This is a genomic window from Dyadobacter chenwenxiniae (genome assembly GCF_022869785.1).
GTDB classification, from domain to species: domain Bacteria; phylum Bacteroidota; class Bacteroidia; order Cytophagales; family Spirosomataceae; genus Dyadobacter; species Dyadobacter chenwenxiniae.
On the sequence record NZ_CP094997.1, the window covers coordinates 6,887,200 to 6,902,670 of the forward strand.

Consider the following 15,471-nt stretch of genomic DNA (forward strand, 5'->3'; position numbering starts at 1 on the left):
ATGCGGGGAAATATACGTTCTATCGTTTTACTTTTTCTGTTTTTAACCTGCATCGTTGGCAGCAGCTTTGCTGGCGGAATGCATTTTATTGAAAACCGCGGCCAGTGGGAACCGGACATTTTGTTCCGCACCGAAATCCCCGGCGGCTTTCTTTTTCTTAAAAAACAATCACTCGTTTACGTATTATATGATGCTGCGCAGGTTTCCGCGAATCATGGAAAGCAGCCGGTGGCTTCGCCCGGTGCCCGGGAAAATGACAAATCCATCTCAGCACATGGGGTTGAAGTTGAGTTTTTGGGTGCTTCTGCCAATGTCAAATACGCTGCCAGTACGCCCATTGAGACAGGCTTTAACTATTTTTTGGGAGAAAAGGAACAGAACTGGGCGGGCGGCGTAAAAGGGTTTGAAGAGGTTATTTATAAAAATATTTACGAGGGGATTGATATGCGTGTTTATCTGCATCAATTCAAACTCAAATACGAATTCATCGTCCATCCGCAGGCTGATCCGTCACAGATCAGGATGAAATACGATGGTGCGGAAAAGATTTCTGTGAATGAAACGGGCCAGATCGTTGTAAAAACGAGCATTGGGCAGTTCAAAGAAGCTGAGCCATATTCATTTCAACAGATCAATGCCAGGACTACGGAAATCTCTTCACAGTTTCAGTTGTCAGCTGGTAATGTGGTCACCTTCAGCATTCCAAAAGCCTATAACAAATCAGAAAAGCTCACTATTGATCCGGAACTGATATTTTCCACCTATTCCGGTTCCGTTGCGGATAACTGGGGGCATACCGCGACGTATGATGATGAAGGTAATCTCTATTCCGGCGGGACTGTTTTTGGAGCAAATTTCCCAGCAACGGTCGGTGCATTTCAGACCAAATTCGAAGGCCAGGTAGACGTTTCGATCATGAAATTCACACCGGATGGAAGCAAACTGGTTTATGCCACATTTCTGGGCGGCAGTCACACCGACATTCCAAGCAGCCTGATCGTCAACAGCAAGAAAGAGTTACTGATTTTAGGCACAACCTCTTCCAAAAACTTCCCCACGAGGACCGGCGCTTTCCAAACAGTATTTGGCGGCGGGACAAAGATTATCCCGATATCAGGACTGGATCTTGAAAACGGCAGCGATATTTTCGTATCAAAAATAAGCGCGGACGGCAAACAGCTGGCTGCATCAACTTTCGCTGGGGGCAGCGGAAATGATGGCGTGAGCATGACCGAGCTCGCGACAATCCGCAATTACGGCGATAGTTTCAGAGGCGAAATCGGCATTGACAAGGATGATAATGTGCTTATTGTTTCCTCGACCAATTCCGCCAATTTTCCTTTAAAAAATGCCGTTCAGGGGAAATTTGCAGGCGTCCAGGACGGGGTCATTCTGAAATTCAATTCCGGCTTGAATAGTTTGCTATGGAGCACATTTATAGGCGGGAACGAGTGGGACGCTGCTTATTCGCTTAAGGTTTCGGCCTTGGGCGATATTTACGTGGCGGGAATTACGCAAAGCAAAAATTTGCCGGCCAATGCTTCTTCTTTTCAGAAAGCCTTGAATGGAACAGAAGACGGATTTGTAGCACATTATGCCAATGATAAATTGCTGGGCGCAACTTATCTGGGCACGCCGAATCAGGACGGCGCTTACCTACTGGATCTGGACGCGGGCAACAATGTGTATGTTTATGGCCTCACCAATGGCCCCTATCCGGTGAGTCAGGGTGTATATCAGAATGCAAAGAGCGGTCAGTTCATACATGCGCTGGATGCGGCTTTGTCAAAAACGGTCTTTTCCACGGTAATCGGATCGGGCAGGGGAGTTCCTGACATTTCCCCAACCGCTTTTCTGGTGAGCGAATGTGGCAATATTTATCTGGCTGGCTGGGGAGGCAATGTAAATTCATCCACGGCCAATAATTCAAGCAGTACGACCACGGATCTGGTCGTTACGGACGACGCGATCCAATCTTTGACAAACGGCAATAATTTTTACATCGCTATTTTGGAGCAAGGTGCCAAATCACTGCTATACGCCACTTATTTCGGGAGCCGGGATCGGTCAGGCCAAGTCCAGGGCGATCACGTGGACGGCGGGACGAGTCGGTTCGATAAAAATGGGACTATATACCATGCGACTTGCGCCTGCGGGGGCAGCGGCTTTCCGGTTACGCCGCAAGCCTGGTCCAAAACCAATAACAGCGATAACTGCAATAACGCAGCATTCAAAATTGACATTGACCGCCTGAAAGCTGGTTTTGATGTGTATTCAGGAAGTACTAAAGACGTTTTACGCGGTTGTGCGCCATTATCTCTATCATTCGTAAACACGAGTGAAGGCGGCGTGGATTACATTTGGGACGTTGGCGGAAATACATTTTCCCGTGAAGAGGATCAATCGGAATACACTTTTACAAAACCGGGCGAATATACTGTTACATTGAAGGCATATAACCGGCTGAGTTGCAAGCGCATGGACGTTGCGCAGAAGAAAATCATCGTAGAGACGCTGAATAGCAAGATTAAGGCGGATACGACGGTTTGTGAAAACACGAAATTGCAGCTCTGGGCATCAGGGGGAACACAATATAAATGGTCGCCTTCGACGGGAATGGATAATGCAGCGATTGCTATGCCCTCGGTCACTGTCAAGGAAGATGCCGAATTTTCTGTCGAGATCAGCAATGCAAGCGGCTGTAAGGTTACGGAGAAAATGAAGGTTTCGGTTGATAAAAAGATCGATTTCATTGATATGCCGGATGTGGAAGTCTGCGCGGGAGCCACTGTTGTGCTCTCTGTTTCGGGTGACGGGACAAAATATCGCTGGCTGGCAACGGACGGATTGGAAGAAACCATCGGCAAATCGGTTACGGTGAAGCCGCAAAAAACAACCACCTACACCATTGAAGGAACATATGCGGACGGCTGCCGTCCTGTACGCGAGATTACGGTCAAGGTTGACAGGACGCATGAACCGATTTTCGAGATAAATCAATCCGGTGGGGCTTGCAATGCGCCGTTCAGCTATTCGATGTCCAACCAGACAAAAAATGCGCAGCGCTACGAATGGAACCTCGGGACTGGAAACACGATAACAGATCCGGAGATTAATGAATATATTTACGAGACGCCTGGCGAATACACCATTACATTAACTGCCTATAACAGTGCAGGATGTGCTTTGACGTCGTCGAAAAAAATAACGGCATCACCACCATTTACACTGGCCAATGTAATTACGCCTAATGGTGATGGTAAGAATGATCTGTTCATTGTCCCGGTTTTGCCCGCTTCCCTTGAAATCTTTAACAGATGGGGGAAATCGGTTTTCAAAGCGGCGGATTACAAGAATGACTGGGGCAAAGGCATCGGAAACGGGACGTATTTTTATGTCGTCGATACGCCTCAGGGCAACCATTGCAAAGGCTGGGTAGAAGTTTTGGAATAATTATCTTACACTTAAACACATAACGAACATGAAAAAAGTAATGATGCTGATGATGCTTGTAATGGGCACATTGGCCGTTCAGGCGCAGAGTGACAGCCATTTTGGAAAGGAAATTAATGAAAGCAAAGCCATTGAAGCCAGCGCACTGCCGGAAAAAATGGGCGACAAAAAGGAAATGGCAGCCAAAGTAAGTGGTCAGGTAGAATCGGTTTGCCAGGTGAAAGGATGCTGGATGGCCGTAAAGCTGGATAATGGTGAAACAATGCGGGTTATGTTCAAGGATTACGCGTTTTTTGTTCCAAAAGATATAACCGGAAAAACGGTTGTTTTTGAAGGTCAGGCGCAGAAGAAAACGATTCCCGTTGAGCATTTACAGCATTATGCCAAAGACGCCGGTCAGAGCCAGGAAGAAATTGCTAAAATCACCGAGCCAAAGGATGAATTGACTTTTATTGCAGATGGCGTGATCGTGAAATAATTTCGATCTTCGAAGTAAGAAACAAGCGAATGGGCACTTTTGAACATATTCAGAAGTGTCCTTTTCTTTTTATATGAAGTTCAAAACCGCCTTCGCCTGCTTCGGATTAGTCTTTTCGTTTCATTTTACATTTGCCCAAACCACCAAACTAAATTGGTGGAACCCGCAAACTGCCACATTCCCGGTTTTGGAGGGGCAAGCCTGGCCAAAGGAGGTGAAAAATCCCTACGACAGGTTGCCCGCGCGGGCCGAAAAGCAGGTTAGAGAGCAGGTTTGGGGCTTATCAAATCAATCTGCCGGACTAATGTTGCGGTTTCGGGCCAATTCTGCCGAAATAAGCATTCGTTATGTTGTGAACGGCAAGCACGCATTACCCCATATGCCCGCTACGGGCGTGAGTGGGGTGGATCTTTACGCTATTTCAAGCGATGGCGACTGGCGTTGGTGTGCGGGAAAATATGCTTTTGGTGATACAATTACGTACACTTTCCGAGGGCTGGAACCCAATGATTCATATCACAAAAAAGGCCGGGAATACAGACTTTATCTTCCGTTATATAACAGCGTGAAATGGCTGGAAGTGGGAACGCCGGAAGGAACAGAATTTACGCCGCTGGCAACCAGACCGGACAAGCCTATCGTCATTTACGGCACTTCCATCGCACACGGCGCCTGCGCTTCACGCCCGGGAATGGCCTGGACGGCTATTTTGGGACGGAAGCTGGACCATCCGCTTGTTAACCTCGGATTTTCTGGAAACGGACGGCTGGAAGAGGAAGTGGTGAGCATTGTGTCTGAAATTGATGCCAAAGCCTTTGTGCTGGACTGCCTTCCCAACCTCACCATACGACCCGATTCAAAACTTGGATTAACGATTGAAGATGTAAAAACCAGGATTCTCGCCACCACCCGAATGCTCCGTAAAAAGCATCCGAACACGCCTATCGTGTTGGCCTCACACGCCGGTTATACGGACGAGGATATGAATCCGCAAAGCAGGCATTTTTACAGCGAGGTGAATGAAACATTGAAAGAGGCGTTTGCGCAGCTCAAATCGGAAGGCATTGAGCAATTGTTTATTATTCCAAAAGCAGATTTCGGGCAGGATATCGAGACCATGGTGGACGGGACGCATCCTAACGACCTCGGAATGATGCGTTATGCGGAAGGATATGAGAAGCATTTGCGCCAGATCCTGCACGAATACAAAGGCACCGCGTCCACAACACAACCTGTTATTCAAATGCGGGAGCTCAATAATTACGATTGGGAAGCCAGGCATCATGAAATCCTGAACTTAAATAAGAACAATCCGCCTGCAACGGTCGTCATAGGAAACTCCATCACACATTTTTGGGGTGGATTGCCAAAAGGGCCACGCGCCAACGGGGCCGATTCGTGGGATAATACATTCGGCAAAAATGCAAGGAACCTGGGCTATGGCTGGGACCGGATCGAGAATGTGCTATGGCGCATCAACCACGGAGAACTGGACGGCTACGCTGCGAAGCAGCTTTTTGTAAACATTGGTACCAATAACCTGCATTTAAATTCAGATGAGGAAATTGTCGAAGGATGGCGAATGCTTATCGACGCGATGAAATTTCATCAGCCCGAGGCACAAATTACAATGTTGGGAATTTATCCAAGACGTCAGCAGGAAGGAAGAGTTGCTGTTATCAATGAGAAATTGGCGCAACTAACGGGAGAAACCAATGTAAACTTCCTTGATCCCGGTAAGGTTTTCTTGCAAAAAGATGGAAAAATAGATGAGTCGTTATTTTCCGACGGCCTGCATCCGAATGCAAAAGGATACAAGCTTCTGGGAGATTCGATCAAGCGGTCTGTGAAGTAATCCGGCTTATAAAACGACGCCTATGCCGAATAAAATCACAAAAAGCAATGTGGAAAGCGCCATTTGCTTTAAATAAGGATCCAGTTCATTCGCTTTTTTTAACCTCGAAATAGCCAGGCCGTTTTTGATAAATAAAGGGAAGCTCAGGAGAAACATCAGGCTTGTATAACCCGAGAAATGCTCGGCGGTGTAAACGGAAACGCAAAGCATTCCGATAATCAAAATGGTCCAGTGATAGGCAATGGCTTTTTCGCGTCCCAGCCGTACGGGAATTGAGTTTTTGCCAGTCGCCTTATCAGACTCAATGTCACGAATGTTGTTAATGTTCAAAACACCAACGGCGAAAAGTCCGCAGCTGGACGCGGGAAGGAGTAAGCCCCAATCCCAAACATGTGTGTGAAGATAACTGCTGCCCAACACACCAACCCATCCGAAAAATATCAAAACCGACAAATCGCCCAGGCCGACATAGCCGTAAGGACGCTTTCCTGCTGTATAAGTGATTGCGGCAATGATACAAGCAATGCCAATACCCAGAAAAACCCAGAAGACATTAGCAGGAGCGTCTTTTAAGGCAATGATCAAAAGCGATATTCCGGAAATCAATGCAAGAATCGAAAAGACGATGATAGCTCTCAGCATGGTTGATGCCTGAATGTGCCCGGAATGAACCGCCCTGCGTGGTCCTTGACGTAATTCGGTATCTTTTCCATTCACAGCATCTCCATAATCGTTGGCGAAATTGGATAGGATTTGCAGTAAAATGGTTGTTAACACGCTCAATCCTGCCACTGGCCAGCTGAATGTTCCGGTAGAAGCCGCTAAAAAACAGCCCATTAATATACATGAAAGTGCAAGGGGCAATGTACGGGGACGGGCTGCTTCAATCCAGGGATTCATTGATTTCTATTGGAGTCGGGTATTCAGGCCTGCGTTTTCTGCTCAGCCCAGTTTATGATTTTTTCTGCAACTTCTAGGCCCTCCTTGGATACAGCGGCATTTAACACGCCGTCATAGCTCATCGAAAGGTGAAGAATGTCGTAAGCATCAAGGAAGTAGGATAAGACTTTTTTGTCAACAACAGAAAGCTCCTTTTGATACCATTCCACACTTTTTCTGGTCTTTTTTTTCTTATCACCCAAAACACTGTCAAGTGCAACCAGAACACCAGAGTAGGCAGTGTGCCCTGCCATCCTTACATACTTTCGGTCTTTGTAACTGCCGCCTTCTTTAATCGCCTTTTCTCTTAAAATTTCCTTAGCGTTAGAGATGTAGCGCTTTGCTTCTGTAATGTCTTTCATGTTAGTGATGTGTATATATGGTGGAAAATTTTCAGGCTGCAACATTTGCAGCCTGAAAATTAAAAAGCTTTTTTTAAATGCCGACTGCGGTCAAAAACTCTGGATCAGTCGGTAATATTTTTGAGGCGAAGAAATTGGTTAGTTCACCTTTTTCATTCACAACATATTTGCAGAAATTCCAGGTTGGAGCTTTGTCATTCCAGCCGTTCAAGTCTTTAGTCGTAAGCCATTTGTAAATGGGTGCCTGATCTTCACCTAAAACAGAAACTTTCTCAAACATAGGGAAAGTCACGCCATAAGTAGCTGAGCAGAATGTTGCAATTTCTTCGCTTGTGCCTGGCTCCTGTCCACCGAAATTGTTTGCGGGAAAACCCAACACAACCACCTTATCTCCATGCTCCTTATTGAATTTTTCCCAATCAGCATATTGCTTGGTGTAGCCGCATTTGGAAGCAACATTGAGGATCACCACTTTTTTGCCTTTGTATTTGCTCAGATCAACCGTTTTGTTACCAACCAGCGATTTTACTTTGAAATCATAAAGCGTTTGCTTGGCAACAACATCGTGCGCAGGTTTTGTGGCAATTTCGGACTTATCGGCGAAGAGGCCGGTTATTAAACTCGTAATCATAATAAATAAGGATTTTAATAAGCTCATAATCGTAGTCTGGTTATTGGTTAGTTTATGTTATTTAAAATGAAATACATGAAATTAATACATTTTAGCTGCTTTCAGCGCGATTTCCCTAACCACCCGGCCTCGCTACATTCGCTCCGGAACTTCTATCCCTAATAACCCCAAAGCCTTCTGAATTGTTTCAGAAACTGCACGCGATAATGCAACCCTGAATTTCACTGCTTCCGGGTTTGGATCAGAGAAAATAGAGACCTCTGCGTAGAACTGATTATAGACCTTTGCCAACTCAAATGCATACAACGAAATAACTGAAGGCGCAAACTCATTCGCCGCCGCCAGCACACGAACCGGATATTGTGACAAAGCAAAAATCAACTCTTTTTCTGCCGGATGTAATACATAGCTTACGGGCGGAATCACCGGTTGGATGCCTGACTGCTCCGCTTTTCTGGTAATAGAGCGGATCCGGGCATATGTGTACTGAATAAACGGGCCTGTATGTCCTTGGAAATCAATCGATTCTTCGGGATTAAAGAGCATTCTTTTTTTAGGGTCAACCTTTAAAAGAAAATACTTTAATGCACCCAATGCGAGCTGATTGTAAAGCTGCTTCGCTTCCGCGCTATCGAAATCATCAATTTTGCCGAGTTCCTGCGTTCTGCTTGCTGCGGTCTGGATCATTTGCTCCACCAGGTCATCGGCATCTACCACCGTTCCTTCCCGCGATTTCATTTTCCCCGAGGGCAAATCCACCATGCCGTAACTAATGTGATAACAGCCATCGGCATAAGGACGCCCCAGTTTTTTCAGAATGGCAAAAAGGACTTTGAAATGATAATCCTGCTCGTTTCCTACAACCCACAGATAACGGTTGTTATGAAAGTCGCCGTATTTAAGCTCGGTTGTTCCCAGATCCTGCGTAATGTAAACGGAAGTCCCATCACCACGCAGAACGAGCTTTTCGTCCAGGCCTTCTGCGGAGAGGTCGATCCAGACAGAATTGTCGGGCTTTTTGTAGAAAACATTATTTTGCAAACCTTCTTCTATAATGTCTTTCCCAAGCAGATATGTGTTTGATTCATAATATGTTTTATCAAAACCAACACCAATTTTATCATAAGTCTGGCGGAAGCCTTCGTAAACCCAGCCGTTCATCTTATGCCATAATGCAACGGTTTCAGGGTCATTATTTTCCCAAAGCAAAAGCAATTTTTGGGCTTCGAGGATCCAGGGCGCCTTTTTGGTAGCTTCTTCTTCCGGCATTCCCTGTTCAACAAGCTCCCTAATCTGCCGTTTATATTCACCGTCAAACATTACGTAATATTTCCCAGCCAATTTGTCGCCCTTAATGCCGCTCGATTCCGGCGTTTCGCCATTTCCAAGTTCACGGTAAGCCAGCATGGATTTGCAGATGTGAATTCCGCGATCGTTTACCAAACAAGTTTTTACAACATCATAACCGCTGGCTTTGAGAATCTTAGATAAAGAATCACCAAGGAAATTATTCCTCAAATGTCCCAGGTGAAGCGGCTTATTGGTGTTGGGAGAAGAAAATTCCACCATTACGGACTGGCCGTTCGAAGGAAATGTCCCAAAATTCTGATTATTAAAAACTTTCGAAAACAATTCCAACCAGGTTGTGTCTTTCAGGCTGATGTTCAAAAAGCCCTGAACGACATTGAACTTGTCAGCCACGGAAGAGTGCTCTGCAAGCTCAGTTCCGATAATCTGCCCTATTTCCGCGGGTGTTTTGCGGATGGATTTGGTGAGCGGGAAAGTAACAAAAGTGTAAAATCCTTCAAATTCCTTTTTTGTCGGTTGTAAAATGATGTCTTCAACGGCTATATCAAAATGCTTCTGGATTGCTTTTTGAATATCGTCCTTCAGAATTGCTTCAATCGTCATGAATGATGGGGTAAATGGAAGTGCTTCTCCGAAATCAGAATGACATTTCCCAAAGTTTTTATTTGATTAAAATAATTTATAATATTAATAGCAATGTTGTCCTTTTTGATGCAAAATTAGGGTAAATATTGAAGAGAGTTACACCCCGAAGGAAGAAGTTATGAATAACCAATCTCTGCACTGGTCCCGGATTTACTGGATGCTCTCTTTGTGCATTATTCCGGTTGTCGGTGCATTTGCGCAATTGCAGCAATCAGATCGCCTCGAAATTCCTGCCAGTCCTACTTCTACCGAGCAATTCGAGGTGTTTAGTTTAGGAGAACAAGGTTTATTATCCGTAATCAGGGGCAATGAATGGTCTAATTCAAGAAATGAGCAATGGCAGTTCGTTAAGTACGACACGACATTGAAAGTGATTTGGCGAACCTCCTATAAACTGGATTTCCGTTATATCCCCGTAATGGCTTACAAAGGTGAAGAAAGTGGTTACTGGCTTTTCGCTGAGCCTGATACAGACCGTTTTCTTTTTATGCAGATCAATTACAATGATGGTTCCATAGATACTTACAAGGGAAATCTGCTGTCGGGTGTGGATGTGCAGCAGTTCAAAGTGATCGGCAGTAAAGCGTTGGTATCCGGTTATTACAGGTCACGGCCGGTTGTGATCGTGCATTCGTTTTTTGATCATACCACCCGTGTGCTGCCGGGACTTTTTGAGAAGAATACAGAGCTTAACAATGTTGATATCAATGAGATTGATGGCTACATTAATGTGATCACTTATGCTTATAGAAAGAAAAACTGTGTTTTTGAGATTAAGACATACAATTATGACGGTAAACTTTTGAAGAAAACCACATTAAGCGACCCGAGATACAGTTTTATTTCCGGGCAGATCGTGCCGTTAAATGCGGATGATTCTTACTTGATTGGCAATTACTCGGTAGGTTGTACGCAGTATTCTCAGGGGTTGTATGTGACGCACGTCGAGCACGATGAACCGAGGGATCCGCAATTTATAGAATTTTCGGAATTACAGAATTTTTTCAATTACATGAAGCCCAAACGCCGTGCACGCATGATGGAGCGCATTGCTAATCGGAAAAGTCTGGGTAAGGAAAATAAGTTTCGCTACCGGCTGCTGGTTCATGAACTCATCCAAACGGAAAACGAAATTGTGCTCGTTGCTGAGGTTTATTATCCCAACCAAAGATCCAGCAGTCCGATCATCACCGGAGGCATCTCCAGACCTTACATTTCACGTTCACTGGAAGGATATCGTTATACACACGCGATTGTATGCGGTTTTGATAAAAACGGCAAATTTATGTGGGATAATACCATTACGATCAAGGATTTGACGAGCTATGATTTGCAGGAAATGGTTCAGGTAACGCCAGTGGACGACTATTTTGTGTTGGCTTATCCGCAGGAAGGTGAGATTCACACAGAAGTGATCAGCCGCAATCAGGTGGTTGTTGAGACAGAAAAATTCAAAATCACAGCAAAGTCGGAGAAAGAAAAAGTGCTTAACAATGAAGATAGCTATCTCTCGCCTTGGTATGGGCAGTATTTTCTGGCCTATGGGATGCAGCGCCTGGGAACATCCTCAATAGGTCAGGGACGTGAGGTTTTTTATATCAACAAGCTGACTTACAAAACAGAGGATATCGGTAAGGCAACAAAAGAAGAAGCCTCGCGGCCACGTTGATATCTGGCCTAATCCACCATCCAGATGTGATCAGCCTCAAAGCCCTGCTCTTTCCACTCCACCTGCACGCGCTGACTTTCCACCGTGCTAACCTGCATTCCGACATAATCAGGATCGATAGGAATCTCGCGGTTGTAGCGGCGATCGATCAGCACCATTAACTCAACGGTTTTAGGCCTTCCAAACGCCGTCATAGCGTCCAATGCTGCCCTCACCATGCGCCCCGTTGAAAGGACGTCATCTATGAGGATCACTCTTTTTCCCTCAATCAAAAAAGGGACATTGGTCTTATTGGGAAGGAGCGGGGATTCACGTCTTCTGAAATCATCCCGGTAGAAAGTAGCGTCCAGATAACCCAGTGGAATGTCTTTTCCGGTGCGCTCCCGAAGTTCGGCAATGATGCGTTCGGCAAAATATATTCCCCGCGGTTGCAGTCCCATCACCACGGAATTGGAAAAGTCCTGGTGATTCTCAATCAGTTCCTGACACAACCGGCTGGTCATGATCTCTAGCAATGGGCTGCTAAGTATTAATCGTTTTTGGGGTATCATGTAAATTCCCTGAATTTTAGCCTAAATTAAGTGCTCAAAGATGAAATCAAAAACTTTTGACAAATGAAATATCTGATTGCCGGATTGGGAAATATAGGTCCGGAGTATGCATTCACCAGGCATAATGTGGGTTTTATGGTGCTGGACAGGTTGGCGGCGCAACATGATTTTAAATTTTCCTTTGAAAAGCTTGCGTTTGTAGCTGAGTGGAAACATAAAGGCAGGCAAATTTACTTTATCAAACCAACGACGTTCATGAATCTGAGCGGCAAGGCAATCCGCTACTATATGGACCAGTTCAAGATCCAGGAGGAAAATATGCTTGTTATACTGGATGAACTACAGCTTCCTTTCGGGACATTGCGGATTAAACCCAAAGGAAGCCACGGCGGACATAATGGTTTGAAAAATATTGAAGAACTGCTGGCATCGACCAATTATCCTCGTTTGCGGTTCGGAATAGGAAATAATTTTCCGCGTGGAAGACAAGTAGATTATGTTCTAAAACCTTTTTCCAATGAAGAAATGAAGGAACTGCCTATATTTTTAGACAATGCTGGTGATATGGTGCTTTCGTTTTGTACTTTGGGAATACAATCAACAATGAATAATTATAACCAATGATTGTACTATTTAAAGAAAATATAAATATTTCAAGATTTGTATTTATTTTGTTATAATGGGTTTTGGCGAAATATTAACTAATTTAAATCGTTAAAATTAATATTTTGTAACAAAATAGACGCTGAAAACCAGCATTCGTTCCAAATATAATTTTGTTGAGACGTTTAAGTAATGCTTGTAATATCAAAATTAATGCAGACATTTGTATCACGGTTCGCCGAAATAAAAATAGAATAAATCAAAGGAAATAATATTAATGTTTTTACCTTTGTTACAATTGAATCAGTTTCGTTAGTCGCTCAGTTACAAGTTAATAAGGCAAAAGTCGTCCGAAACGCAGATTGAGTTAAGTAAGCAGTGTTTGGGGGCAGATCTGAAATTAAATTTGCTTCGTATATAGACCGACATTTCCGGATTAGTTACTTGGGAAATTGCAGTATTATTCAAAACATTGTTACTTTATATAAAAAGAGGTTCAGATACGCGTGCATTGATATAATTTATTCGGCTATCGCGCCGAAATCATTGCAAAGATATATAAGATAAGAAAAGGTTAAGGGTTTAGGAATAGTCAGTATAAAGCCGTCTCAGTGAGATGGCTTTATCTTTTTATAGGCTCTGCCCATATTTCAACCCTGCGGTTCGATCGCTTCAATGCTTCTGTCTGGTTCATGCGGTTAGGCTGCGCAGATCCGTAACCAGAACCCATAATGCGGTTTTCAGGAATTCCCTTGCCAAGTAAATAGGATTTGACAGTTTCCACGCGCTTATTGGACAATTCCAGATTCTTGGCAAAATCCCCGGTGTTGTCCGTATGGCCTTTGAGAATAATTCTTAAATTTTCTTTCTTCAGAAAATAAGAAACAAGTGAATCGAGGCCGCTTAGCGCATCATCTTCCAGCACATCTGTGCTCTGCGTAAAATACAATGTTGATAACGGCGTGTCATAAGTTGATTCCGAAAGGCTGATCAGTGACTTCACTTCTTCGAAACGGTTTGAGACTTTCACGGACACGCTTTTCGGCTGAAAACCATCCGCCTGGGCCGAAATGCGGTAAGTTTCATGCGGACGGAGTTCAAAATTATAAATACCGTTCACCGTTTTAGTTGACGCAACCAGGGAGTCTGTGCTGAATTTACGCACCGTTACATCGGCATCATTCACCGGTTTCAGATTTTTTCCGTCGTAAACACGTCCCGTCACGACAGCCAGATTGGAATTTCTTTTGGCTGGCTCTTTCACTACCGGCTTTTCTTCCGGTTGCTCCTCTTCCTTTTCAGCCACAGGCGCTTTGGGCACCCTGCTAATCGTTTGGTAACTTCTCCTGACAAAAACCGGCGTCATAACCCGGTCATAAACGCGGATCAGGACGATGGAGCCTGCACTGGATTCGTGATTTGCAATGAGGTCGTCCTGGAAAAGATTGAGCACCTGGTCATTGTCCAGCATCCCTTCCGTCCCCGGATCTTTGAACTCCAGTTTGGACTGACCATTGATATACATTTTAATGATCTTGGTTTCAAAATCACGGGAATACACGTAATGCACATACTGGTTCGCGCGCACAGGGGCTTTTTCGCCAATGGCAAAATCGTAGAAATTGAGCTTGCCGTCGTAGATATAACTGCCGTAGTCGCTTTTTCTGTTTTTGAAATCAAGTACCCTTTTCCAGCTGTCGAGCTCATCCATTTTAAAATAGATCTCAACGGTGAATGATTTGTTTAAAAAACCTTTGGCCTCAACATTATTGAATTGTAAGCCACTATTTTTTTCGAATTGATAAATGGTGCGGCTCAAATCATCCGATCCGGGAATTTTTTCTTTTACATATTTCCCAGGCTGACCAAGCACTTTTAATGGTGGACCTGCATTTTCTATCGGATTAAGGCCATTGTTGAAGTCGTAAGTCCACTGGCTTTGCGAAAAGGAGGGAAAACAAAATCCGGTTAAAAGGATCGCCAAGATACACTTCGCATTAATTTTATCAATCATGCCCAAAAATATAAAAAGTGCAGGGGTAACCCGAAAGGCATCGCGTATTTTTGGCTCATAATTCTTTTCAAGCGTGAAAAACATTGGTATTGGCATCCTCTTTTCCATTCTTTGGTCCTCTGCATCTGTCGCCACCAAGTTTGGGGTCCGGTCTGCAGCTCCGTTAATACTCGCAAACGTTCGCTTCTTTATCGCTGGTATATTACTGCTGACTTTTTCCTATCTCCTGAGCAACGACAAGTCCTATCGGCTACCGAACAAGAAAGAGTGGAAGCAGCTTGCGCTGTTTGGTTTTCTCAATACAACGCTTTATCTGGGCCTGTACGTGTACGCCATGAAATTTACCGCCGCCGGAATCGGCAGCCTGGCTGTTTCAACCAACCCGCTGATCATTGTCCTGTTGTCGTCATGGTGGCTCAAAAGGCGTCCCCGTTCCGAAGAATGGTTGGGTATCCTGTTAGGTATGGCGGGTGTCGGCATTGCAACTTATCCATTGCTTGCGGACAGTTATACAACAGTTGAAGGAGTAAGTATTCTGTTGATCAGTATGATAGCTGTTTCTGCGGCCAGTGTTTACTATGCAACCATTCAATGGGAACTGCCCAATTTGCTGATCAATGGCTGGCAGGTTTTCCTGGGCGGTGTGTTCCTGCTTCCCGCAACAGTAATGTTTGCAGATTTCTCTACCACAGTCTGGGACGGCACATTCTGGTTTCCGGTCCTGTGGCTTAGTCTCGCCGTATCAATTGTCGGACTGATATGCTGGTTTCATTTGCTCAGAATAGACACGGTAAGAGCGTCATTATGGCTCTTCCTTTGCCCGCTGTTCGGCTTTTTCTTTGCCTGGTGGCTTATGGATGAGCCCGTGACAATTTACACGGTTATCGGAACTGTGTTCGTTGTTGCCGGACTGTATGCAGGGCAGAGGGGGAGGAGTAATGAGTGAATGAGCGGGCGCCGTTG

The 15,471-nt window shown here is 44.7% G+C and carries 12 protein-coding genes; 6 read left to right on the plus strand and 6 right to left on the minus strand.

Annotated features, from left to right (window positions below):
- The 3 genes from MUK70_RS29565 to MUK70_RS29575 all read left to right on the plus strand — a co-directional run bounded on the left by MUK70_RS29565 (position 1) and on the right by MUK70_RS29575 (position 5,786).
- The gene (locus tag MUK70_RS29565; RefSeq protein WP_234658005.1) at positions 1–3,453 is read left to right on the plus strand and encodes a T9SS type B sorting domain-containing protein; all 3,453 of its coding nucleotides are present in this window, start codon (positions 1–3) and stop codon (positions 3,451–3,453) included.
- 28 nt (positions 3,454–3,481) lie between these two features.
- Complete coding sequence (locus MUK70_RS29570) at positions 3,482–3,931, plus strand: DUF4920 domain-containing protein (protein WP_234658006.1); 450 nt, start codon at positions 3,482–3,484, stop codon at positions 3,929–3,931.
- A gap of 73 nt (positions 3,932–4,004) precedes the next feature.
- Positions 4,005–5,786 (plus strand): SGNH/GDSL hydrolase family protein, encoded by a 1,782-nt coding sequence (locus tag MUK70_RS29575; RefSeq protein WP_234658007.1) that lies wholly within the window; start codon positions 4,005–4,007, stop codon positions 5,784–5,786.
- A gap of 6 nt (positions 5,787–5,792) precedes the next feature.
- Here the strand turns inward: MUK70_RS29575 and MUK70_RS29580 are convergent, their stop codons facing one another.
- The 4 genes from MUK70_RS29580 to argS all read right to left on the minus strand — a co-directional run bounded on the left by MUK70_RS29580 (position 5,793) and on the right by argS (position 9,629).
- The gene (locus MUK70_RS29580) at positions 5,793–6,686 is read right to left on the minus strand and encodes a 1,4-dihydroxy-2-naphthoate polyprenyltransferase (protein ID WP_234603687.1); all 894 of its coding nucleotides are present in this window, start codon (positions 6,684–6,686) and stop codon (positions 5,793–5,795) included.
- Positions 6,687–6,709: 23 nt separating this feature from the next.
- Positions 6,710–7,087 carry a DUF5618 family protein gene (locus tag MUK70_RS29585; RefSeq protein ID WP_234658009.1) on the minus strand — a complete coding sequence of 126 codons (378 nt, stop codon included), beginning with the start codon at positions 7,085–7,087 and terminating at the stop codon, positions 6,710–6,712.
- A gap of 73 nt (positions 7,088–7,160) precedes the next feature.
- Positions 7,161–7,718 (minus strand): glutathione peroxidase, encoded by a 558-nt coding sequence (locus tag MUK70_RS29590; protein WP_234658010.1) that lies wholly within the window; start codon positions 7,716–7,718, stop codon positions 7,161–7,163.
- 132 nt (positions 7,719–7,850) lie between these two features.
- The gene (argS, locus tag MUK70_RS29595) at positions 7,851–9,629 is read right to left on the minus strand and encodes an arginine--tRNA ligase (protein ID WP_234658011.1); all 1,779 of its coding nucleotides are present in this window, start codon (positions 9,627–9,629) and stop codon (positions 7,851–7,853) included.
- A 160-nt stretch (positions 9,630–9,789) separates the two neighbouring features.
- Here argS and MUK70_RS29600 point away from each other — a divergent pair, with 160 nt between their 5' ends.
- The gene (locus MUK70_RS29600) at positions 9,790–11,340 is read left to right on the plus strand and encodes a hypothetical protein (RefSeq protein WP_234658012.1); all 1,551 of its coding nucleotides are present in this window, start codon (positions 9,790–9,792) and stop codon (positions 11,338–11,340) included.
- An 8-nt stretch (positions 11,341–11,348) separates the two neighbouring features.
- Here the strand turns inward: MUK70_RS29600 and pyrR are convergent, their stop codons facing one another.
- Positions 11,349–11,888: a bifunctional pyr operon transcriptional regulator/uracil phosphoribosyltransferase PyrR gene (gene pyrR / locus MUK70_RS29605; protein WP_234604274.1), complete on the minus strand. Its 540-nt coding sequence runs from the start codon at positions 11,886–11,888 to the stop codon at positions 11,349–11,351.
- Positions 11,889–11,954: 66 nt separating this feature from the next.
- On the opposite strand from pyrR, the gene pth reads away from it, so the two are divergent.
- Positions 11,955–12,515 carry an aminoacyl-tRNA hydrolase gene (pth, locus tag MUK70_RS29610; protein WP_234658013.1) on the plus strand — a complete coding sequence of 187 codons (561 nt, stop codon included), beginning with the start codon at positions 11,955–11,957 and terminating at the stop codon, positions 12,513–12,515.
- A gap of 601 nt (positions 12,516–13,116) precedes the next feature.
- On the opposite strand, the gene MUK70_RS29615 is transcribed toward pth, so the two are convergent.
- Positions 13,117–14,508 carry an OmpA family protein gene (locus MUK70_RS29615; protein ID WP_234658014.1) on the minus strand — a complete coding sequence of 464 codons (1,392 nt, stop codon included), beginning with the start codon at positions 14,506–14,508 and terminating at the stop codon, positions 13,117–13,119.
- Positions 14,509–14,581: 73 nt separating this feature from the next.
- Between MUK70_RS29615 and MUK70_RS29620 the strand changes: the two genes are divergently transcribed.
- The gene (locus MUK70_RS29620; protein ID WP_234658015.1) at positions 14,582–15,454 is read left to right on the plus strand and encodes a DMT family transporter; all 873 of its coding nucleotides are present in this window, start codon (positions 14,582–14,584) and stop codon (positions 15,452–15,454) included.
- The last annotated feature ends 17 nt before the right edge of the window (positions 15,455–15,471 follow it).